The following is a 21,129-nucleotide window of genomic DNA, read 5'->3' as shown; positions in this document are numbered from 1 at the left end:
CCGATACCCGTAGAGATTCTAGCGCAGTAGCCCCTATGCATCAATAGCGTCAAGTGGTAATGCCGGCTGCTCGGCGTTTGGATCGTGCGGGGCGAGCTCCTGGATTTCCTTCAGGGATGGGAGCCCGCCGAGGTCCTTCAGGCTGAATAGCTCGAGAAACTCGCGGCTCGTCCCGTAAATGAGAGGCTTGCCGGGGACGTCCTTTTTCCCCATGATGCGCAGGAGCTTCTTCTCCAGGAGATTCTTCAGGACCCCCCCGGAGTCGACCCCGCGCAGGTATTCTATCTCGCCGCGGGTGATCGGCTGACGGTAGGCGATGATGGAAAGGGTCTCCAGTGCCGACTGGCTGAACTTCACCGTCTTTGTCTTCGTCAGGCGCCGCAGGAAATCGGCGTTTTCCGGGCGACTGCGCAGCTGGTAGCCCCCCCCGACCTGGCACAGGGTGATGCCGCGCTCCCCCTGCTCGTACTCCTCCATGAGCTCCTCGAGGGCCTCGCGTATCTCGGGGCGCTCGTACTCCTCGAGGATCGTGCAAAGCCGGTCGAGGGTGAGCGGCTGGTCATGCACAAAAATCAGGCTCTCTACGATCGATTTCAGGGATCTTGCCAAAGAGGCTCCTCCGTAACCGCCTCCTGCTCGCGGCAGGAGATCCAGATCGATCCCAGGCTCTCGGCCTGGACGACCTTTATCATCTTCATCTTGCAGAGCTCCAGGATGGAGAGGAAGGTCACCACCAGGAGCTCGCGGGTGGCGCCGTCGGGAAAGAGGGACTCGAAGCTCATGCCGTCACCGCCGTGCAGGATGGCAAGGACCTGGCTGATCCGCTCCGCGATGCTGATCCCGTCCGCCTCCACCTCGTGATAGGCGGGGACCGAAACCTTGGAGAGGACGCGGCGGAAAGCCTCGACGAGCTCGAAGATCTCCACCTCCGCCACCTCTTCCAGCGGCTCGATGTCGGCGAGCTCGGGAGAGGGAAATTTTCTCGCGAAGGTGTCGCGACCGAGCAGATGCCGCCCGGCAAGCTCCTGCCCCGCCTCCCGGTAGCGCTGGTATTCGAGGAGCCGGCGCACCAGCTCGGCCCTCGGGTCCTCCACCGCCCCCCCCTCCTCCTCTTCCTGCGTCAGCGGGAGGAGCATGCGCGACTTGATCTGGATCAGGGTCGCCGCCATGACGAGGAACTCCCCCGCGATGTCGAGGTTCAGCTCCTTCAGGATCTCCAGGTAATCGAGATATTGCCGCGTGATCTCCGCGATGGGGATGTTGTAGATGTCCACCTCGTTTTTCTTGATGAGGTGGAGGAGGAGATCAAGAGGCCCCTCGAACTCCCCCACCTTTATCTGGTAGGCGCTCTCAAGGGCGTCCGAAAAGAGGGTGGTTTGGGGGTTCTCCAGTGGCAAGAATCGAATCTCCGGTTCGGTGCAATCAGTACTCGCAGGAAGGGCGAACGGGAAAGCTCCCGTCCGCCCCGCGTGTGTCGAACGAAATAACTACAGTTTGAGCGCCTCGCGCACCTCTTCCATCGTCATCTTGGCAACCGCTTCGGCCTTGCGGGCGCCGTCGGCGAGCACATCCTGGACGAGCCCCTTCTGCGCCGCCAGCTCTTCGCGGCGGGCACGGAACGGCGCCAGGGTCTCCACGACCGCCTCGGCGAGGATCTTTTTGCAGTCGACGCAGCCGATCTGGGCGCCGCGGCAGGCAGTCACCACCTCCTCTCGCTTCTCTTCCGCCACATAGAGAGAGTGGAGGGTGAAGGCGACGCAGCGGTCCGGCTCACCCGGATCCTTGCGATAGACGCGCTCAGCATCTGTCACCATCCCCATCAGTTTTTTCCTCGTCTCTTCCGCCGTCTCGCCGAGGAAGATGGCATTGTTGTACGACTTGCTCATCTTGCGGCCGTCCAGCCCGAGGACCTTCGGCGTCTCCGTGAGAAGAGCGGCCGGCTCGGGGAAGACTTCACCGTAGAGATAATTGAAGCGGCGGGCGATCTCCCTGGTGATCTCCAGGTGCGGCAGCTGGTCCTGGCCGACCGGCACCTGCAGCGCCTTGTACACCAGGATGTCGCTGGCCATGAGGACCGGGTAGCCGAGGAACCCCATGGTGGAGAGGTCCTTGGTGGTGAGGTTTTCCTGCATCTCCTTGTACGTCGGGTTTCTTTCCAGCCAGGAGACGGGGGTGATCATGGAGAGGATCAGGTTGAGCTCCGCGTGCTGCGGCACCCTGCTCTGCTCGAAGATGACGCTCTTTTCAGGATCGATCCCGAAGGCCAGCCAGTCGAGCACCATCTCGTAGATGCTCTCGCGGATCCCCGCGGTGCTGGCGTACTCGGTGGTGAGGGAGTGCCAGTCAGCGACGAAGAAGAAACACTCGTAGGAACGCTGCAGTTCCCTCCAGTTGGAGAGCACACCGTGGTAGTGCCCGAGGTGCAGTTTTCCGGTAGGTCTCATGCCGCTAACGATGCGTTTGCTCATTCTTTTACGACTCCTTTTTGAATTCCAGCTTTAGCAGGGGGAGCTTGAACCGCGCTCCGCCCGAGAAGGATTTATTATGGTGCGGGAATAATCACCGCATCATCAACCGCGTCACGCCAAACACCATCCCGCTCTGAGGGCCTGCGAGGAGCTGCACCCCGAAGGTCAGCGCCGGGAGAAGGAGGTAGCTGAAGACATCGGTGAAGAAGACCAGCAGGACGATGAGGACCATGCCGAACGGCTCTAGCCGCGCCAGGAGCATCGATTGACGGTACGGCAAAAGCCCCACCGCGACCCTTCCGCCGTCCAGGGGGGGGACCGGGATCAGGTTGAAGATCGCCAGGAGCAGGTTGATATACACCGAGAAGGCGAGCATCAGGGTGATCGGGTCAAGGAAAGTCGCGAGCGAGGAGCCGCCGGGGATGGCGCCATCGAGGAGCACAATGCCGCGCAGCGCGAGTGCCGATGCGGTGGCGAGCAGGAAATTGGTGACTGGTCCCGCGACCGCGACCCAGATCATGTCGCGTTTCGGCTTGCGCAGGCGGCTGAAGTTCACCGGGACCGGCTTGGCCCACCCGATCCCCACGAAGAAGACCATGAGGGTGCCGAGAATGTCGAGGTGTTTCAGGGGGTTCAGGGTGAGCCGTCCGAGGGAGCGGGCGGTATCGTCTCCGAACCGGCTGGCGATATAGCCATGAGACACCTCGTGGCAGGTAATCGCCATGAGAGCCGGAACGAGCATGATGGAAATCTTCAGGAAAAACGATTCCATGAGGTCCTTTTTGCGGGGAAATCCTGCACTTGAATCTTTCTTCTCTAGCAGATCGGGGGAGGAAAGTCAATGAAGCAGCAGGAATGTGAAGATACTAAGAAATGTGCATTGACAGATAGAGAAAAACTTTTCCGGGAAAGCGCAAAAGACGTGGAGACACAGAGAGGATCTAGAGAAATTTAACCTGCTCCTTGAGCAAAAGTCGTGTCATTCAGGAATGGTCATGATATAAAGCGTCTGCTAAAGCAGGTACCGCGCAGCTTCCGTGCGCGGCAGAAAAAATGTGGTGGTGGCGGATGAGACGAACTGCACTATCTTCTCTTATTTTGGCGGCACTTCTTGCGGGGTGCTCCGCGGTAAATACTGACGGACTCGTAGGCAACGTCCGCCGCGAGTATTACGTCAGTCCCACCGGGAATTTCAAGGTCCACGTCCCACCGCTTCACGAAGATGCCACTGTCAGAGACTACTCGCGCCCCGACCGCTCCGGCGTCCTCTTCGAGGACACCTACTGTCGCCAGTATGTGATCTGGGAGGAGCCGACCGATCTTGGTGGCCTCTCCTTCGAGGAAGGGATCTATCGCCCCGCGCTGGAGGCACTGAAGTACGACGGCGCGACCATCATCGACAGCGATATCGTCGAGACGCTGCACGGTCAGGCCGCTTCAGTGCGCTACAGGCAGCGCGGGACGCCGTGCGTCACCCAGTCGGCCGAAAGACATGACGGCAGCATGGCACAGGCGCACCAGGAGTCTGAGATACTGGAGTACATCCTTTACAAGGACGGAATAAAGTACGCGTTGAGCTACGTGCTGGGGGATCCTCGAAACATCCACCAGGACGCCTCCCTGAACAAGAAACTCGACCCATTCCTTGCAGGCTTCGAGATCACCCGCGAACCAGAAGAGACGGCGCCAGCCCCGGCGGAGTAAGTCCGGCCCCTTCCGACCTCAAGGCAAATCCCCCCTGTCCACCCTTCGCAAAGGGGGGAACGCGAGGTTCCGTCCCGCGCTTCGTTGAAACATCCGCCTCGTTCCCAAGCTCAGGCTTGGGAACGCGATTGCCCGCGAGGCTCCGCCTCGCCAAACGCGCGACTCCGCTGACGCGGATGCAAAGCCGGAGCTTTGCACGCAAGTGCGTTCCCAAGATGACCTTGGGAACGAGCGGGTGACGACGCCGGCATGCACGGTAGCCCTTCCCCTCTTTCAGCCTTTCCTTTGCGCGATTTTCTTTGCGCCCTTTGCGCCTTTGCGGTGGGGGTGACTCGTTCCCAAGCTCCAGCTTGGGAACGCTATTGCCTGCGAGGCTCCGCCTCGCCAAACGCGCGACTCCGCTGACGCGGATGCAAAGCCGGAGCTTTGCACGCAAGTGCGTTCCGAAGATGACCTTGGGAACGAGCGGGTGACGACGCCGGCATGCGCGGTAGCCCCTTCCCCTCTTTCAGCCTTTCCTTTGCGCGGTTTTCTTTGCGCCCTTTGCGCCTTTGCGGTGGGTGCTAAAGGTTTTTCTCCCCCAGCTGAATCATCTGATCCGTAATCTCGGTAAAACTCACATCGTGACTCACCAGGAAAAGCTGGTCGTACCAGTGCTCCGTCACTTCCTCCTGCCCGACATCTATCGCCCGGAAGGCCCGCGCGAGGTTCTCCCTCCTGTCCGCGTCCAGGTTCGAGGTTGGCTCGTCGAAGAATGCCACCCGGGCGCCGATCGTCTGCAAGAGAGCGAGACGCAGCGCCACGACAGCGCTCATCATCTGCCCTCCTGAAAGCTGGTCGTCGGTCCGCTCCCTCACCGAGCCCTCCACCAGGTCCTTCAGCACGACCTGATAGTTCTCCCCCCAGTACAGTTCCTCATCCGACTCGGCGATGTTCCGGTAGATCCTGTCTGCCCGGAAGCTGATCTCCTCCCTGAAGCGCTCGGAAAGCTGCGCGGAGACATTCTTGAAGACCTGGTTGCGCAGAAACTTCACGAGGGCGCCCTGTTCGTTCAGTTCATCTATCGCGCCCTTCTTTTTCTCAACCTCCTGCGCCAGAGCCGTGAGGAGCGCCACCTCTCCCTCCAGGCGGCGGGCACTCTCGGCGAGGCTGACGAGCTCGGCGCTGAGCGTGGCAATCCGGGTCACCAGAATCTCCCGAGAGCCACGGGCGGCCTCGTGCCTGTCGGCGCAATAGGCCCCCTGCAATGTCTGTATCTCCTGCGAGCGGGCCACACGCTCCCTCTCCAGCGCTGCCAGGCGATCCTGGTACTTCGCCAGCGTATCCTCGCGCTTTGGCAATTCTTCAGCCGCCTTCTGGTTTGCGATGTAGCTGTCGCGTGCTTCCCTGAATTTGGCGAGGTCAGCCTCGGCGGCAGCGATTCCGGCGTCTACCCCGTCGTAGCGGGAGAGGGACTCCTTCACGGCTACGTGCACCCCCCGTTGCGACTCCAGCTTCTTCTCCTGCTCCGAGATTGCGTCCCCGCGGGCCTCCAGCCTCTTTCTCCTGGCCGCGAGTTCCTCCTGCGCCCTTTTCAGCTCGTCCCCTTTCGCGCGCAGTTCCACCTCTTGCCGCTCACACCGCTGGACCGGCTCCTCGGCGCTCACCAGCCGAGCGGAGAGAGCCTCCTGCAGGGAGGCAACAAGATGGTGAACCCGCGTCCTCCACTCCTCCACCTCGCGCCGCCGCTCTGCTACCGTCTCAGGGAGCGTCAGCTGCAGCGCGGTTTGAAGTTGGAGAAGGTCGGCGGGAATTCCGGACGCCGTGCCCCACACCGCTGCCGCAGCAACGAGCCCTTCCGGTGCAACGGGCTGGAGCGCACGGGAAAAATCGAGCTCCGCCTTCTCTTGATCAGCGGCGAGCCTCTGGAGGTCAGCGCGCACCTTCTGCAACGAGAGGAGTTCCTTCTCCGCGCTTTCCGCCTCGGCAAGAGCGGCCGCGACCTCCCGGGCTCCGGCGTCCAGCTCCGCCATCTTCCCATCAAGGAGATCGAGCCGCGCCTCGAGGTCGGCGCCGCCATTGGAGGAGAGATTCTGGCACGCCTCGTGGAAATACGGGCACTGACCGGAGGCGAGCTTCTCTCTCCCCTCGACAAGGCTCAGCTTCCGCCCCTGCAGTTCCGCCCTCTCGGCGTGTACCTTTTTCAGCTCCTCCTTCAGAGCCGGCAGCCTCTCTGCCCTGGAGCGCACATCCCCTTCCGTCTCGAGGAGCTTTCCCTTTTCCCGCACCTCCACGGCTATCGCCTCCAGCCGGTCGAGGGAGGCGAAAAGATACGGCACCGCCCGCTCCACCTGGTGCAGCGGCAAGAGCCGGAAGTCCGCCGCCACCTGCTGCGCTTCGGCCAGTCTCCGGCGGCACTCCTCCCCTTCCGTCTTCAGTGCCGCCGATCGCGTCGCAACAGCGGTTTCCTCTTCGGAAAGGCGCGCTGCATCCTGCTCGATCTGCTGCGCACTCTCCAGCTGCTCTCGCCGCTCGATCTCCAGCCTGCCGGCGAGGGTCGAGATCTCCTTTTCCAGCGCCGCACCCTGGCGCTCCAGCTGAAGCTTCGCCTGCTCTTCCTGCCGCAGCGTTTTCAGGCGCTCCTCCGCGAAATCGTAGCTTTCTTTCCCTGCGGCGGCCTCAGCAGTCGCGGCAGCTGCGGCACGGGACTGCTCCACCAGGAGTTGCTGGGCGGCGACGTGGTCCTTGCCGGAGGCGATCCGCTCCTCTACCCCCTTCAGCTCACCAACCGAGAGATCGAGTTTCCTCTTTTCCTCATCGAGTGTGGCAAGCTCGGCGGAGATCTTTTCCAGCCCTGCATTCTGCGATGCCAGCTCGGCACGTCTGGCCGCCTCGCCATCCCTCACGGCAGAAGCCTCGGCGAGCTTCGCAGGGAGGGCAGCGACCTGCTCCTCGCGCCCGGCCACCTCGGCCTTCAGCGTCTCGGCCTTTGCCTGAATGGCGCTCATGAGGGTCTTCGTGCCGTCGAAGGTCTTGCGCCAGGCGTCGATGCCGAGGATCTCATCAAAGGCGTCCTGGCGCTTGGTCGGCTGCTTGATCACGAAAGGCCCCAGGAAATCGTTCTGGAACGGCCCGATGACGAGCTTGAACTGGTCAGCGAGCGGACGGCCGTTGTTCAGCCCAAGGAGCGTGGCGATGCGCGCCTCCGTCTCCTGCAGATTGGCGTGATCCTCCACCTCGAAGACATCCCCCACCTTCTTCGCCAGAAGCCACTTCGCCGCCGCTCCCACCGTGCGGGTGGCACGGTAGAGCTCGCCATCGGCTGGCTGGAAGACGACGCTGATCTCCCCTTTTTTGGCTCCTATGGAGAGGAAACGCTCCGCGCGCGAGACGAAGTCCTGGGCATTGACCCCGAAGAGGCAATAACCGATCGCCTCGAAGATGGTGCTCTTGCCGACGCCGTTTGGCCCGCACAGGACGTTGATTCCCGCGGAAAAGGAAAGGACGGTGTCGCGGTGCGACTTGATATTCTTCAGCTCCAGCGACAGTATCAGCATCCGTTCGTTCTCCCGTTGGAGAGGAGGCCGAGGAGTTCCTCACCCTCCACGTCACCCTTCAGAACCCGGTCCCGCAGGTCGAGACAGAGGCGGACAAGCTCTTCCTCGCGCCCCTGGTAGGAGCTTTTGGCGGCTATGAGCTCGGAAAGGACGTCGCGCTCTATGTCCGCGAGGCTCTTTTTCACCGTCTCTCCTTCGCCGCTTCGGGCAACGAGCGAGAGATTGTTCTTCACCTCGATGTGGAGGGGGTCGCAAATCGACTCCACCGCGAGCTTCAACCTCTCGCGTCCCAGCTCGAAGGGGTGGAAGCGCACGCGCCCCGAAAGGCGCAGCTCCAGGAGAAGCCGGCGTGGATCATCCCGCCCCGCCAGTTTTTTCTGGAGCTGCTCCGTGAGTCGCGATAGCGCCGTCTCCACACAGTCGGCGCCGTCGAGATCTATCGATGAGACGATCATCGGCCGGGGGGACGTCTCGCGGAACTGGTGCTCCGCCGTGCCGCACGGCTGCAGCGTCACAAGGTAGTATCCCTTGGGGTAACGCTCCTCCCCGAAGTTCACGCACTCCGGAGCGCCGGGGTTGAAGGCGAAGGGACGGCCTTCGGGAGTGTGCACGAGGTACGGCTTGTGCCCGTGCCCGAGCGCCAGGTAATCGAAGCACGACGCCAGCGGCAGCGCCTCGTCCGGGTGCATGTTGCCTATCTCCACCGGCGAGTACGACCAGATGCCGACGTGGAAGAGAAGGATGTTGCGGCTGGTGGTGATCGCCTCGCAAATCCGCTCCACGTGCGCTCCCGCCTGGGAGCCGACATATCCTTGCCCGTAGATGTTGACCCCGGCGATCTCGATGTGGCCGCCGCTCCCGGTTTCAGCGTCAAAGGTGTCGAAGCGGTAGCCGCCGGCCTCGGTGCGGGCCGGGCGCAGGAGGCGGATGTACCCGAGCTGGGAGAGAGCCTCCATCCAGGAGACGCTGTCGCGACGGTGGATCCAGTCGTGGTTCCCTTCCACCGCGACGCAGGGGATACCGGCATCGCGCAGCGGCTGCAGCGTTTCGATCGTCCTTGCGAAGGTCCTGGGGAGGATCTGGCCGGTATGGAAGAGATCGCCGCCAATGAGGACGAAGTCCACCTTTTCGGCAACAGCGTCCGCCACGATACCGGAGAGGACATGGAAGAAATCGCGGTAGCGTTCCGCCTCGCAGCCAGAAGAGCGGTAGGTTTTCCCGAGGTGAATGTCGGAGGTGTGGATGAAGCGAACGGACATGCAGGGAGCCCCTCCAGGAAAGCTTGAAGAAATCCCGACAGAGCGGGACGAAGTGCACAAAAGAGACGTAACGGCAGGGAGTTGTGAAACCGTAATTGCCGGAATAGGAGGTTATAGCCCCGAGGTGGTGTGGAAGTCAAGGGCGGAGGGAGCCGCGGTGCATTAAGAGGGTTGCGTAGGTGCGGGGTCAGGAGCGGGGTCAGGCTTTGCATTTTGCGATTTGACGATACTCGGGGGATAGAGGAGTGCGGGGGCAGGCTTTGCATTATGCGATTTGACAAAAAGGTCGGGGGAAAACTCTTACTGAACTCCTCAACTGCGAAGCCTGACCCCACAGATGGTGTGACGCCACAGATGTGCCCCCATAGATGAAGAGGGATGCAGCGGCGTATTTACCTAGGGTGCGGGGTCAGGAAGGGGTGCGAGGGCAAGCTTCGCATTTTGCGATTTGACGATACTCGGGGGAGTATACTGAAATCCCCAAATGCAAAGCCTGACCCCACACATGACCCCAGACACAGAGGGATGCAGCGGCGTATTTACCTGCGGAAGATCTCGGAGAAGAAGAGCTTCATATGCTCCCACGAGCGCCGGTCGGCTGACTGGTTGTACGCTACACCCTTGGCAGGGTCATTTCCTGAATCGGGATTGGTGAAGCTGTGGACCGCGCCACCGTAGGAGATCATCTGCCAGTCGACCCGGGCAAGACGCATCTCTTGCTGGAAGGCTACGACCTGATCATGCGGCACGATTGGATCGTCCGCGCCATGAAGCACCAGAATCTTCCCCCTTATGTTCAGCGCATCCGCGGGAACGGGAGTATCGAGGCCGCCGTGGAAGGAGACGACGCCGGCAAGCGGTGCCCCGCTTCGCGCCAGTTCAAGGGCGGCGGTTCCTCCAAAGCAGTAGCCGATGGCGGCCAGACGGGTCGGATCGACTTCCGGCATCTTACGTAGTTCATCAAGGGCAGCCCTACCGCGGTCCCGGAGGAGCTTCCGGTCGGCCTTGTACTTCCCTGCTTCCTTGGCGGCAGCCTCCGGAGTGGCGGGGCGGATTCCCTGGCCATAGACATCCGCCGCAAACGCCACATACCCCATTACCGCCAGCTGGTCGACCCGCTTCTTTACATAGGGCCCGATCCCGGTCCATTCGTGAAAGACCAGGATTCCCGGGCGCTTCCCTTTCACCGAGTCGTCATAGGCCACGTATCCTTCCAGCACCGCGCCGCCCTGCCGGTAGGTCACCGTCTTCGTCACGAGCTTCGCCTCCACTGTCTGAGCCACGAGAAGAAATAGAAAGCTCCACACCACCGATCTCATCTGTCACCTCCACTGGAACTGTCGAAGCAGCATGTGCTGCTTCATCTGGAAGTCTAGCATGAGATCACAGAGTCTTCCCTCAGATCAAGGAGGCAAGATCACGGCGATATGCGGCAACTCTTTTACTGGTACGGATCCGCCCACTCCTGCTGCTGTGCCTCCCCGGCCGCCACCTTCAGCGGCGTCTTGTCATGCACCGCGAGCACCTCGATCCCTGCCTTACCCTCCAACGGGCAGACGTTCTCGCATATCCCGCACCCGTTGCAAAGATCGTCCACTACATACGGCTGCTTCAGCTCGACCGGCTTCCCGTTCAGATCCGTCGTCCGCACCGTCTCGGCCTGAATCGCCTTCTTCGGCATCGGACAGTGCTCCTCGCACACAATGCAATTTGTCTTCTTCGCGAAAGGGAGGCAGACATTCTTGTCAAACGAAGCCTTCCCTATCACCGCCCGCCTCTTCTCCTCGACCGGCAGGCTCGGAATCGCCGCAGTGGGGCATACTTGCCCGCACAATGTGCAGTTATACTCGCAGTATCCGAGCCTCGGGATCATCATGGGAGTAAAGATCCCTCCAACGCCGCCGTGCAGCACGGAGGGGTACAGCGCACCCTTCAAGCACACCTTCATGCACTCCCCGCAACGCACACATTTATCGAGGAATTCATCCTCATCCTTCACCCCAGGAGGGCGCAACATTCGCGCATTTGCCTCCGGGGAGCGGAAGCGGAAGGCACCGGCGAGGAGAAAACCGGAAAGAGCGCCGCCGATCAGTACCCGGCGCTCCGGAAGGAAGGGACGCCCCTCCCGGCGAGGGGGCTCAAGAACGAAATGCGCCTTCCGCTGCCGGCACCAGTCGACGCACTCCAGGCACAGGAGGCACTCTTCCTTTAGCTGCACCCCCTCGCGAAACGTCGACGGACAGGCGCTCTTGCACTTTGCGCAGTCGTCGCAAAGGGTGGCAGGGACGCGGCTGAAAATAGAGAAACGTGACAGAAGACCTAGGAGCGTGCCGAGCGGGCAGATGTTTCTGCACCAGTTGCGCCTCTCGTATCGCTCAAGGAAGATGATCCCGCCGAGCATCAGCGCGGAGAGGAAGGCGAGCGGGTAAAAGGTCTCGCGGAAGGGAAGCAGGTAGTCGTGCAGCAGGTTGTAGGCGGGCGCGATGTGATCGCGGCGTGCGCCGATCAGGCGATACACCCCGACCCACCCCTGCCGTGCCGTGTCGCCGATGAGGGGGTACAGGAAAAATGTCAGTCCACGCACAAGAATCGCCAGCGGGTCGAGAAGCCCTGCGAGATTGACCCGGAAGAGAGCCGCGAAAAGGAGCGGGAGTAACAGCCAATACTTGAAGTTCCCCTTGAGAAGCTGGATCGGCCCCGATTTCCTGATGCGGCCGGTGACGAGGTCGAGGATCGTGCCGAGCGGACAGATCCAGCCGCAGAAAAAGCGCCCGAGGAGCGCTGTGAAGAGGAGCATCAAGAGGGCGGGGAAAAGGAGCCAGGTAAAGGAGCGCGCGGCAGCGAGGTATGTTGCGAGGACAAGAGGGTCGCTTCTGAAAAAGCTGTTGATGGCGGCAGGGACGGTGTCACTGCCGCGATACTCGGTGCTGACAAAGAGAGCGAAAAAGATGAAAAGGAAGAGGAGTTGGCTTACGCGCGCCATCCGCATTTTCTTCATAAGCTCATCTACCCCCTACACCTGCATAAGGCGCACTTTCTTCAGGTCGATCTCCCCAAGGCCGCGCCTGTGCGCCGCCACAGTCACCGCGATATCCTCCGGCTTCAGCCCGAAAAGGGTGGTGGCATAGGCGTCGATCGCGACGATGTCGGTGGAGGCGAGGACCTTGTTAAGGATCTTCACGTCCGCAAGGTTCCCCCCTTGCGGCCCGTTGTCCGTCAATATCCTTGTGGCGTCCACGACCACCAGGTGGCTCTTCAGCACCCTGTTCACATCGGCGAGGGACTCGTCTATCTTGCGGTGGATGGAACCGCGATTCCTGCCCATCACCCCCATGACGTTCTTCAGCCCGGCTGTGACCCTGGTGAGGCCGTGATTCTTGGCGACCGGCACGTTGATAAAAACATTGGCATCCAGCGCCTCGTCGTACAGGTCCCACTCCGGGAGCGCCTTGCCGTTCAGGGTCACCTTCCTGTAGCGCTCCACCTCCATGAACTTGAGCTCCACGTTTTTCATCCCCGCCAGTGCGGCCTTGATACCGCTGTTGACGTAGCAGCGCCTCTCGTCGTTGCAGGGGCGGTCGAATACCTTCACCTTCTTCGCACCGGCCGCCAGCGCCTCCTGCACGACGGTCTTTACCACAGTGGGGTTTGTGTTCGCCGCCTGCTCCGGGCTTCTGTCCCATCCGATGTTCGGCTTCACCACGACTACATCCCCTTTTTTCACAAAGCGCTTCATGCCGCCGAGGGCGGCAATGGCGCTGCGTGTCGCTGCAGCATGATCGCGATTGGTCGCCACGGCAACGACAGGACCTTGCGCCGCGAAGAGATCACGCACAAAGAACCGGTGGAAAAGAGCAGCAAGCCCAGCAAACTTCAGAAAAGCACGCCGTTTCATACTCGTTCCTCCTCTTGAAAAGAAAGGTGCGCAACTGCAAAGCGGAGCCTGCCGGCGGCAGACGCGCGGGGGTAAATAATCAACAGCGAGAGCACAGCAGATCAGGTTGAGAATGGATTAGGTGGCAAGCAGGATGTGACGCCTGTAGTGAAACGTGCTTAATATACTCTGATAGGGCGGAGTGTCAACCAGTCGTGAAGGTGGGGTCAAAAAGGGGCTGTATAAAGAGGAAAGTCTGTGGCCGGGGGGGATCGGGGGAGCGTGGGTACATTGCCACGAAGTGCTGCAAAAGGGCCAACGTTCCCCCCTTTGCGAAGGTTCTTCCGGGGATTCTGGGGAACGCGCTACAAAGAATCCGGGTGCCTCCACGCTGGAGCGTAGGCATCTTGCCTGCGATGGCGGCGCAGCCGCCACAGACCGCGCGGCTGGCGCCGCGGTACAGGCTGGGAAGCCTGTGCTCCAGCGCGGCGCCACTAGTGTCCCCTCACGTCAAGGGAAGCGACCGGGCTGAATTCCCGGAATTCCCAGAAGAACCTTTGCGAAGGGGGGGACGCGAGGCCTCGTGCGGCCCTTCGTTGGAACATGCTACGGCTTCCCCGAAATTCTCGGATGAGCCTTTCGCAAAGGGTGGGAGGTAATAGCCCTGCCTACCCATTTGAGGGACAGTGACCTGGCTCCCCAGAATTCCGAAGAGCCAAGTGAGAGGGATCAGCTTGCTGCTGGAGAGGTTTTTTTGCCGGGCTTGTCCGCGCAGACGTGGAGCTGGCAATGGAGGCACTTCCGGAGATAGAGGAGGGACATGCCGTTCATGTGGAAATAGTTGCCGCAGCGGGGGCATCTCGCGAGGGCTGAGTAGGTCATTATCACGATGAGGAGCGCGAACCACACCCAGAAGACAGGAAGAGCATCCCAGAAACTGTGAGTTAGCCGCTGTGCGATCCACATGAGCGGCATGTACACCGCTATGAGTATCCACAAGAGGAGGCGCCGCTTTCTTACCTTCTGAAGCCCCGGACCCCAATCTTCCACCGTCTCCTGCGGCACCCCGTCCTGCTCGTCACGATCCACCTGCATTTTCTCCGGTCCTTCGCCTACGACGCCTGCCCCTCCCCGTTTTCGGGGTTCTTCGTCTGGGACGGCTCCTGCCGATACCGGATGGTGAGCCCTTTCAGGAAGTTCCTCAACACCTGGTCGCCGCACGGCTTGTAGTTTTCATGCCCCTCTGCGCGAAAGAAGGCGTTGACTTCCGATTTTGAGAGCTTCACCTGGGCGAGCCTCAGGACGTCCATAATATCACCATCCTTCAGCTGAAGCGCAACTCTTATTTTCTTCAGAATGGCATTGTTTGAAAGAGGGATCGCACTTCCCGGCGGATCTCCCTTTGTAGCGCTCTGGGCGCCGCGCTTTTTCAGTATCAGGCCGTCGAGAAAGAGACACAGTGTCTGTTCGCTGCACTCCTGGTAACCTTCCTCCCCCTCTTTTCTGAGATAAGAAGTGATTTCGGACTGCTTCACACTGTGGCCCACCAGCCGGAAAATCTCCACCATTGCCGTGTTGTTCAGACTCAGTGCGTAGCGCACTCTTCGTATTACGTCGTTGCAGTTCAACTTCGTCTCCTTTCTTGGACCTCTACCTTACGCCCGCTCCTCTGCCTATTGAGCGCTAAAGCGCCTGCAGCGCGCTTTCGATGCGGCGGCAAAGGGTCTTCAGCACCTTGATACGCGCGTAGTACTTGTCGTTTGCCTCTACAAGAACCCACGGCGCTATTTCCGTACTGGTGCGGTCCACCATTTCGCAGACAGCCGTCTTGTACTCGTCCCACTTCTCGCGGTTGCGCCAGTCATCCTGCGTGATCTTGAACCGCTTGAACTCGACCTTCTCGCGCTCTTCGAACCGGCGCAGCTGCTCATCCTTGCTGATCGCCAGCCAGAACTTCACCACGATCATGTGGTGGCGCACCAACTGCTCCTCAAAGTCGTTGATCTCGCTGTAGGCGCGCGTCCAGTCCGCGTCGGAGGCAAGGTGCTCGACCCGCTCCACAAGGACCCTGCCGTACCAGGAGCGGTCAAAGACGGCGAAACGCCCTCGGCGGGGAAGCTTGCGCCAGAAGCGCCACAGGTACGGCTGCAGGCTCTCCTCTTCCGTCGGTGAGGATATTGGGACGACCCGATACTGCCGGGCGTCGAGCGCCTGCGTGACGCGCCGGATCGCTCCCCCCTTCCCTGCCGCATCGTTCCCCTCAAAGACCGCCACCACTGAGATCTTGTTGAAATCGGGGTGGCGGGAAAGAAGATTAAGCGTCCCCTGCCACTTTGCCAGCTCGTCCTCGTAGCGTGCCTTCGGGAGCGACTTCGTAAGATCGAGCGCGCCGATGATGCACAGCCCGTCAATCGCGGTGGTGACCGGCGGAAAGTAATCGTGCGCCGGCTTGCCGTTTTGTGCGTCGAGCCGCTGGCGCAGCGCCTGCTGGATCGTCTTTGCTATGGCCAGACTGCGGTAGCGGGGATCGCTCCCTTCCACGATGATCCAGGGAGAGCTCGCGGTGCTGGTACTGCGCAGCATCCGCTCGGAGACCTGGTGAAACTTGTCATAGAGCTTGTAGTGCTCCCAGTCCGTCTCGGTGACGCGCCACCTGGTGCGCGGGTCCTTCTCCAGCTCCTTCAGCCGTATTTTCTGCTGTTTATCGGAAAGATGCAGCCAGAACTTGAGAATCAGACCACCTTCGTCGCTCAACTCCTTTTCAAAGCGCACGATCCGCTCCAGGCGCTGGTCGAGCTCCGCGTTCTTTATCTGCCCGTACACGTTTTCCACCAGGGGTGCGGAGTACCAGGTGCCGATGAAGATAGCGATCTTCCCCTTCGGGGGGAGCGCCCGCCAGTAGCGCCACAGCGGCGGGAGCTCCCGCTCTTCGTCCGTGAGGTCTCGCAGCGCGTGCGTCTCGATGTGGCGGGGATCCATCCACTCGTTGAGGAGATTTACCGTCTCCCCCTTCCCGGCGCAGTCGACGCCGGCGATGAGAATGAGCACCGGGAACTTGCGGGACTCGAGAAGCTCGTACTGCGCATCAAGGAGCTCCCGTCTCAGTGCCGGGACTTCCCGCTTGTACGCCGCTTCGTCAATCTTGTGGCCGAGCTCTGCGGATTCGAACACGGGCGCGCCTCCTGGGACAACGGGATCACTGCCACTTGCTGTATGGGTGCAGCACCAGGCTCGCATTGGCATAGCGCCTGTCGTCGCTCACCTCGTCCCCTGCCCAGGGGGGAAGCTCCACGTGCTGTCCGGCATCCTCCAGCTCAACCTCCGCCACGATAAGGCCTGCGTTCTCCCCGGAAAACACATCGACTTCCCACTTCAACCCGCTGTGCATCACCTCGTAACGCACCTTCTCGATGAGAGGGGGAACACACAGATTCTGCAGCATCTCCTCGGCGTCGAAAAGAGGGAGCGGGTACTCGTACTCGAGAGCGGTGTTCCCGTGTCGCGCCCCCTTGATGGTGATGACCGCCATCTCTCCCACAACCCTGACCCGAACGATGCGCTCCTTGTCGAGGGAGAGGTATCCCTGCCGGTAAGCTTTCCCCTCCCCGGCGAGGGCGCGCCAGCTGTCGTCTTTCACCAGAAACTTCCGTTCGATTTCCTTCGGCATCACGGTTCTCCCTCAGACACCCTGAGCACCTCTTATATAGTCGGCAACACAATGCACAAATGAAATCTTTTTTTCTCTCTTTGAAATTATGCCATCGCTCCCGCGCCTGAACATCGCTTTGCAAAAGGAGATGACATAGCACGGTGCAGGAGAAGTGAATCTATTGTGACATATAATCTCACCTGAGTGTGAGAGCGGCATCTTGTGGAGAGTGCTCGCCGCCGGACAAAAAGAGGGCGCCCCAGTGCAGGACGCCCCTTTTCTTTGTTGCTGTTGATATCGGTCGATTCGTCGGAGTGGCCGCGCAGCTATCTCCGGAGGACCTTTACCACCGCGGAGTAATCCTCTTCTCCGCGGCCGTCCAGCACAGCCTGCTGATACTGCCTGCACACCGTCTCTGCAGCGGGCAGGTCGAGATCGACCGCGCGTGCCGTCTCGATGACCTGCTTGAGCTGGTCGTGCACGTATTTGAGCGCGAGGTTCCTGGAGAAATCCCCCCTGGCGATGCTGCGCCCCTTGGAATGGAAAAGAGGACACGCCACCCCGCCGGAATCGAGCACCTCCAGGATCTTGTCCGCCTTGAACCCCATCTTCTCGCCGAAGATGATCCCCTCGGAGAGGGCCTGTATCAGTTCTGCCTGCACCATGTTCACGACGAACTTCATGCGGGTGGCATCACCGACGTTGCCGCCTATATGGATGATATTGAGGCCGAAATAGGAGAACGTTTCACGGCAGCGGCCGAGGAGTGAGGCATCCCCGCTGGCGACGATGGTGAGGAGTCCGTTTGCAGCATGCTCCTTGGTGCCCCACACCGGTGCCTCGAGGAACATGACGCGCCGTTCAATGGCGGCTTCGGCAAGTTTCTTCGTCGTATCAAGGGAGTGGGTCCCCATATCGACGAAGATGGTTCCAGGGTCGATCCCCTGGAGGACGCCGCCCTCGCCGAAAATGAGGGAGTCCACGCCGCCGAGGCATTCGGGGAGGATCACGATCACCATGTCCTGCCCCTTGGCGGTGTGGAAGGGAGATACACCAGCCGTCGCCCCACGCTTCACGAGGTCCGCGACGGCCTCCGCATCCGGGTCGTACACGGTGAGATCATAATCCGATTTGGTGAGATTGGCCGCCATGTGCCGCCCCACCGTCCCCAACCCAACGAAGCCGATCTTCTTGATCATACGACCCTCCTAAATGGCAAGTTAATAGCACGGCTGGCGGACGGATAAATTAACGGGGATGCCAGGCGGGTCACATTATACCGGAACAATGTGAAGTGGCAAGACTTGTCTCTGGGAGGAGCGGAGTTGCTGAAATAGGAAATTGATCTTCAGGGGCAGAATGTTGCAGCCACGCTGGAGGATAGGCTTCACAGCCTGTCCCGCGGCGCCGGCCGCGCAGAGCCCGGTGGCGGCTGCGCCGCCATCGCAGGCAAGGATGCCTACGCTCCAGCGCGAGGGCCCCTTCCCGTGGCTCAAGGAGAGAACGTGGTCTTCGGGGCAAACGCTGAAGCCACGCTGGAGGATAGGCTTCCCAGCCTGTCCCGCGGCGCCGGCCGCGCAGAGCCTGGTGGCGGCTGCGCCGCCATCGCAGGCAAGGATGCCTACGCTCCAGCGCGAGGGCCCCTTCCCGTGGCTCAAGGAGAGAACGTGGTCTTCGGGGCAAACGCTGAAGCTACGCTGGAGGATAGGCTTCCCAGCCTGTCCCGCGGCGCCGGCCGCGCAAAACCTGGTGGCGGCTGCGCCGCCATCGCAGGCAAGGATGCCTACGCTCCAGCGCGAGGGCCCCCTCCGGTGGCTCAAGGAGAGAACGTGGTCTTCGGGGCAAACGCTGAAGCCACGCTGGAGGATAGGCTTCCCAGCCTGTCCCGCGGCGCCGGCCGCGCAAAACCTGGTGGCGGCTGCGCCGCCATCGCAGGCAAGACACCTGCGCTCCTTGGCACAACTACCGCGATTTCTGCACCCCTACCCGGTCGCACAGGTGGAAGAGGGGACAGGTGGAGCAAAGAGGGGAAACAGGAAGGCACTGGTTCTGCCCGAAGGTCACCAGCAGGTCGTTGATGGTGAGCCAGTACTGGCGCGGCAGTTCGCGCCGCAATACCTGCTCCGTTTCATCCGGGGAGTTGGTGACGACATACCCCCACCTGTTGCAGATTCTGTGCACGTGGATATCGACACAGATCCCGGGCTTCCCATACCCCAAGGTCACCACGAGATTTGCTGTCTTTCTCCCTACCCCTTTAAATTTCAGAAGCTCGTCGATCTCCTCCGGAACCCTCGAGCCGTACTTCTCCACCAGCTCGCGGGAGATCTCCTTGATCTGCCCTGCCTTGTTGCGGTAGAAGCCGACGGGATAGATCGCCTGCTCAATCTCTTCAACGGAAAGAAGCGCCATCTGCTCGGGGGTGTCGGCAAGGCGAAAGAGACGGTCCGAAGCTTCTCCTGTCGTCTTGTCCTTGGTGCGCAAGGAGAGGATGCAGGAGACCAGCACCTTGAAAGGGTCACCGCTGCGCTGCGAGACGATGGTGACCGCGGGTGTCACCCAGGCGGTCACGGCTCCGGCAAGGAGAGCCATCGCCTCGTGGATCTGCTCCCCCTTCAACGAAGCCCCCTGTTGCGGCAGATGCGCATGATGAGCACTCCGAGGATGGTGAGTGAGAGTCCGCCGCAAACCAGCAATATCCCGATGCTCGTTCCGCTGCCGAGCCCCCATAGATCCTGCCCGCGCACAAAACCGAGACAGGCGAGCCCGGCAAAGGTGGCGATGCCGCCGAATAAATAGATGCCCAACGCCACGAAGGCCCACGCCATTCCGGGACTCTTTGCCATAAATCCTCCTCTCCTTTCAGCTGCTACCTCTTTATACAGTTTGATGGGCAAGCAGGCAACAGCGGAGTAAGGCGCAAGCGACTCTGAAATACTTTCCGGCAGCCGTTGCACAAAATATCAAAACCCCTATAATGATCCGTGCCCTTTTTCCAGAAATCTCACCGCGGACAAATGCTCCTTCAGCATACGCGCACGACCCTATCTCCCACAGGCGCCCTTCCCTACCCCAACCGCCTACAAGGAAGCCAACTGCATGAAAAAACTGGTCGACCTGCACGTTCACTCCACTTTCTCCGATGGCGTCTGCACCCCTCAAGAACTTGTCTCCATGGCGAAGTCGGCCGGTCTCACGGCCATCGCCATTGCCGATCATGACACTGTCGCCGGCGTCGACCAGGCTATAACGGCAGGGATAGCGGTCGGCGTGGAGGTGCTGCCGGCTATCGAATTCTCCGTCGAGTTCAAGGGGTACCGGGACGTGCATCTCCTCGGATACTGCCTGGACCACCGCGACCCCATTCTCCTCGATACCCTCGATGCCTTCAGGGAAAAACGGGAGAAGCGCGGCGGCGCGATCGTGGAGCGGCTCAATGAAAAGCTGCGCTTCGAGGGGAGAGAGAGGATCTCGCAGGAGGCGGTGTCGGCGCTGGCAGGCGGGTCGCTCGGGCGCCCCCACATCGCGCAGATCCTGATCAGGCAAGGTCTGGTGAAGGACATGCAGGAGGCGTTCGTACGCTACCTCATTCCCTGCGACGTGCCGAAGCGCTACTTCCCCATAGCCGAGGCGATCGACCTCATCAGGAGGCTGCACGGCGCGGCCGTGCTCGCCCACCCCATGCACATCACGAAGGAGCACTGCGAGCTCGTTTCCATAATAGATTCCCTCGTTCCGCTCGGACTCGACGGGATCGAAAGCTGGCACAACGGCGCCACGGCAAACGACAGCGCCTTTCTCTCGGCAGTCGCGGAAAAACGGGGGCTTATCTGCACCGGAGGGTCCGACTTTCACGGTATCGAGGAAGGTGTTGCCATGGGGATCGGAAGGGGTGAGCTGCAGGTGGGATATGAGAGTGTCGCCCTGCTGAAGGGGCTGCACGAAGGGCGCCTTATTCCAGGCGCACCCTCTTCACCCCCTCCAGCGCGCCGAGGCCGTGCAGGAGATCGGCGGGAGTGTCCTTAGAAATCTGCTTCACCTGAAAATCGACGCCGATACGCTGGTGCTCCACGTCCCGATCGAACCGAAGCTGCAGCGCCGTCAGGTTTGAACCCGCCAAAACAGCCTCCACCCTCGAGATGAAGCTCGGGGTATCCTCCCCTACAACCCTCACGCTGATGTAGGTATCGCGGCTCAACTTCTTCTCGACTTCCTTCAAAAGGAGGAGATTCGCCAGGGCGACGGCGGTGGCAACGACCGCGAGGCCGTACATCCCTATGCCGCACGCGACGCCGAGCCCTGCCGCAACCCACAGGCAGGCGGCGGTGGTGAGCCCACGCACCGCGGCCTGGTCCCGGATGATCGCTCCCGCACCGAGAAAACCGATGCCGGTCACCACCTGGGCGGCGACGCGTGCAGGGTCCACACCGACCGGGACCTTGCCGGAGAAGTTTCCGAAAATGGTGTAAAACTCGATGGAGCTTGCTACAAAAAGGCAGGAGCCGAGCGAGACCAGAAGGTGCGTGCGAAACCCCGCGGGGCGGCCGTGGATCTCCCTCTCCAGCCCGATGATCCCACCGAGGAAGGAGGAGAGAAGCAAGCGCCCCGCCATGACCAGATCCAGGTCAACCGAATCCAC

General features: G+C 61.1%; 19 protein-coding genes. 2 read left to right on the top strand and 17 right to left on the bottom strand.

The window, feature by feature from the left end; translation table 11 throughout:
• Window positions 1–33: 33 nt before the first annotated feature.
• The 4 genes from scpB to LPW11_RS18410 all read right to left on the bottom strand — a co-directional run bounded on the left by scpB (window position 34) and on the right by LPW11_RS18410 (window position 3,240).
• Entirely contained in the window at window positions 34–609 is a 576-nt protein-coding gene (scpB, locus tag LPW11_RS18425; RefSeq protein WP_230995336.1) for an SMC-Scp complex subunit ScpB, read from the bottom strand.
• Entirely contained in the window at window positions 594–1,397 is an 804-nt protein-coding gene (locus LPW11_RS18420; RefSeq protein ID WP_230995335.1) for a segregation and condensation protein A, read from the bottom strand. The genes scpB and LPW11_RS18420 overlap by 16 nt, the downstream gene beginning before the upstream one ends.
• Window positions 1,398–1,487: 90 nt before the next feature.
• Window positions 1,488–2,468 carry a tryptophan--tRNA ligase gene (trpS, locus tag LPW11_RS18415; RefSeq protein ID WP_230995334.1) on the bottom strand — a complete coding sequence of 327 codons (981 nt, stop codon included), beginning with the start codon at window positions 2,466–2,468 and terminating at the stop codon, window positions 1,488–1,490.
• Window positions 2,469–2,559: 91 nt separating this feature from the next.
• Window positions 2,560–3,240, bottom strand: coding sequence for a site-2 protease family protein (locus LPW11_RS18410; RefSeq protein WP_230995333.1), 681 nt, complete (start codon window positions 3,238–3,240; stop codon window positions 2,560–2,562).
• Between the two features lie 296 nt (window positions 3,241–3,536).
• Here LPW11_RS18410 and LPW11_RS18405 point away from each other — a divergent pair, with 296 nt between their 5' ends.
• Entirely contained in the window at window positions 3,537–4,172 is a 636-nt protein-coding gene (locus LPW11_RS18405; protein WP_230995332.1) for a hypothetical protein, read from the top strand.
• Window positions 4,173–4,735: 563 nt separating this feature from the next.
• On the opposite strand, the gene LPW11_RS18400 is transcribed toward LPW11_RS18405, so the two are convergent.
• From LPW11_RS18400 to LPW11_RS18345, 12 genes are all read right to left on the bottom strand, one after another.
• Window positions 4,736–7,708 carry an AAA family ATPase gene (locus LPW11_RS18400; RefSeq protein WP_230995331.1) on the bottom strand — a complete coding sequence of 991 codons (2,973 nt, stop codon included), beginning with the start codon at window positions 7,706–7,708 and terminating at the stop codon, window positions 4,736–4,738.
• The gene (locus tag LPW11_RS18395; protein ID WP_230995330.1) at window positions 7,702–8,967 is read right to left on the bottom strand and encodes a metallophosphoesterase family protein; all 1,266 of its coding nucleotides are present in this window, start codon (window positions 8,965–8,967) and stop codon (window positions 7,702–7,704) included. The genes LPW11_RS18400 and LPW11_RS18395 overlap by 7 nt, the downstream gene beginning before the upstream one ends.
• Before the next feature lie 539 nt (window positions 8,968–9,506).
• Window positions 9,507–10,286, bottom strand: a complete 780-nt coding sequence (locus LPW11_RS18390; RefSeq protein WP_230995329.1) for a dienelactone hydrolase family protein — start codon at window positions 10,284–10,286, stop codon at window positions 9,507–9,509.
• Between the two features lie 122 nt (window positions 10,287–10,408).
• Window positions 10,409–11,965, bottom strand: a complete 1,557-nt coding sequence (locus LPW11_RS18385) for a 4Fe-4S binding protein (RefSeq protein ID WP_230995328.1) — start codon at window positions 11,963–11,965, stop codon at window positions 10,409–10,411.
• A gap of 15 nt (window positions 11,966–11,980) precedes the next feature.
• A complete protein-coding gene (locus tag LPW11_RS18380; protein ID WP_230995327.1) occupies window positions 11,981–12,862 on the bottom strand; it encodes a DUF362 domain-containing protein in 882 nt (293 codons plus the stop codon).
• A gap of 708 nt (window positions 12,863–13,570) precedes the next feature.
• The gene (locus LPW11_RS18375; protein WP_230995326.1) at window positions 13,571–13,936 is read right to left on the bottom strand and encodes a hypothetical protein; all 366 of its coding nucleotides are present in this window, start codon (window positions 13,934–13,936) and stop codon (window positions 13,571–13,573) included.
• A gap of 17 nt (window positions 13,937–13,953) precedes the next feature.
• A complete protein-coding gene (locus LPW11_RS18370; protein WP_230995325.1) occupies window positions 13,954–14,469 on the bottom strand; it encodes a DUF1456 family protein in 516 nt (171 codons plus the stop codon).
• Between the two features lie 55 nt (window positions 14,470–14,524).
• Window positions 14,525–16,012: a polyphosphate:AMP phosphotransferase gene (gene pap, locus LPW11_RS18365; RefSeq protein ID WP_230995324.1), complete on the bottom strand. Its 1,488-nt coding sequence runs from the start codon at window positions 16,010–16,012 to the stop codon at window positions 14,525–14,527.
• Between the two features lie 25 nt (window positions 16,013–16,037).
• A complete protein-coding gene (locus tag LPW11_RS18360) occupies window positions 16,038–16,508 on the bottom strand; it encodes a CYTH domain-containing protein (RefSeq protein WP_230995323.1) in 471 nt (156 codons plus the stop codon).
• 308 nt (window positions 16,509–16,816) lie between these two features.
• The gene (locus LPW11_RS18355) at window positions 16,817–17,689 is read right to left on the bottom strand and encodes an NAD(P)-dependent oxidoreductase (RefSeq protein ID WP_230995322.1); all 873 of its coding nucleotides are present in this window, start codon (window positions 17,687–17,689) and stop codon (window positions 16,817–16,819) included.
• 763 nt (window positions 17,690–18,452) lie between these two features.
• A complete protein-coding gene (locus LPW11_RS18350) occupies window positions 18,453–19,109 on the bottom strand; it encodes an endonuclease III domain-containing protein (RefSeq protein ID WP_230995321.1) in 657 nt (218 codons plus the stop codon).
• Window positions 19,106–19,336 (bottom strand): hypothetical protein, encoded by a 231-nt coding sequence (locus tag LPW11_RS18345; RefSeq protein WP_230995320.1) that lies wholly within the window; start codon window positions 19,334–19,336, stop codon window positions 19,106–19,108. The genes LPW11_RS18350 and LPW11_RS18345 overlap by 4 nt, the downstream gene beginning before the upstream one ends.
• Before the next feature lie 253 nt (window positions 19,337–19,589).
• Here LPW11_RS18345 and LPW11_RS18340 point away from each other — a divergent pair, with 253 nt between their 5' ends.
• Window positions 19,590–20,516, top strand: a complete 927-nt coding sequence (locus tag LPW11_RS18340) for a PHP domain-containing protein (RefSeq protein ID WP_230995319.1) — start codon at window positions 19,590–19,592, stop codon at window positions 20,514–20,516.
• On the opposite strand, the gene LPW11_RS18335 is transcribed toward LPW11_RS18340, so the two are convergent.
• Window positions 20,443–21,129: an MgtC/SapB family protein gene (locus LPW11_RS18335; protein WP_331001578.1), complete on the bottom strand. Its 687-nt coding sequence runs from the start codon at window positions 21,127–21,129 to the stop codon at window positions 20,443–20,445. The two genes, LPW11_RS18340 and LPW11_RS18335, sit on opposite strands and share 74 nt — an antisense overlap.

It is taken from the genome of Geomonas sp. RF6, from assembly GCF_021044625.1.
Taxonomy (GTDB): Bacteria; Desulfobacterota; Desulfuromonadia; order Geobacterales; family Geobacteraceae; genus RF6.
This window is presented reverse-complemented; position numbering and strand designations above follow the sequence as displayed.

Coding starts and splice junctions, on each gene's coding strand:
- LPW11_RS18410 (WP_230995333.1), bottom strand. CDS start 3,240: ATGGAATCGTTTTTCCTGAAGATTTCCATCATGCTCGTTCCGGCTCTC.
- LPW11_RS18360 (WP_230995323.1), bottom strand. CDS start 16,508: ATGCCGAAGGAAATCGAACGGAAGTTTCTGGTGAAAGACGACAGCTGG.
- trpS (WP_230995334.1), bottom strand. CDS start 2,468: ATGAGCAAACGCATCGTTAGCGGCATGAGACCTACCGGAAAACTGCAC.
- LPW11_RS18340 (WP_230995319.1), top strand. CDS start 19,590: ATGAAAAAACTGGTCGACCTGCACGTTCACTCCACTTTCTCCGATGGC.
- LPW11_RS18375 (WP_230995326.1), bottom strand. CDS start 13,936: ATGCAGGTGGATCGTGACGAGCAGGACGGGGTGCCGCAGGAGACGGTG.
- LPW11_RS18395 (WP_230995330.1), bottom strand. CDS start 8,967: ATGTCCGTTCGCTTCATCCACACCTCCGACATTCACCTCGGGAAAACC.
- LPW11_RS18385 (WP_230995328.1), bottom strand. CDS start 11,965: ATGAAGAAAATGCGGATGGCGCGCGTAAGCCAACTCCTCTTCCTTTTC.
- LPW11_RS18355 (WP_230995322.1), bottom strand. CDS start 17,689: ATGATCAAGAAGATCGGCTTCGTTGGGTTGGGGACGGTGGGGCGGCAC.
- LPW11_RS18405 (WP_230995332.1), top strand. CDS start 3,537: ATGAGACGAACTGCACTATCTTCTCTTATTTTGGCGGCACTTCTTGCG.
- LPW11_RS18345 (WP_230995320.1), bottom strand. CDS start 19,336: ATGGCAAAGAGTCCCGGAATGGCGTGGGCCTTCGTGGCGTTGGGCATC.
- LPW11_RS18390 (WP_230995329.1), bottom strand. CDS start 10,286: ATGAGATCGGTGGTGTGGAGCTTTCTATTTCTTCTCGTGGCTCAGACA.
- LPW11_RS18400 (WP_230995331.1), bottom strand. CDS start 7,708: ATGCTGATACTGTCGCTGGAGCTGAAGAATATCAAGTCGCACCGCGAC.
- LPW11_RS18380 (WP_230995327.1), bottom strand. CDS start 12,862: ATGAAACGGCGTGCTTTTCTGAAGTTTGCTGGGCTTGCTGCTCTTTTC.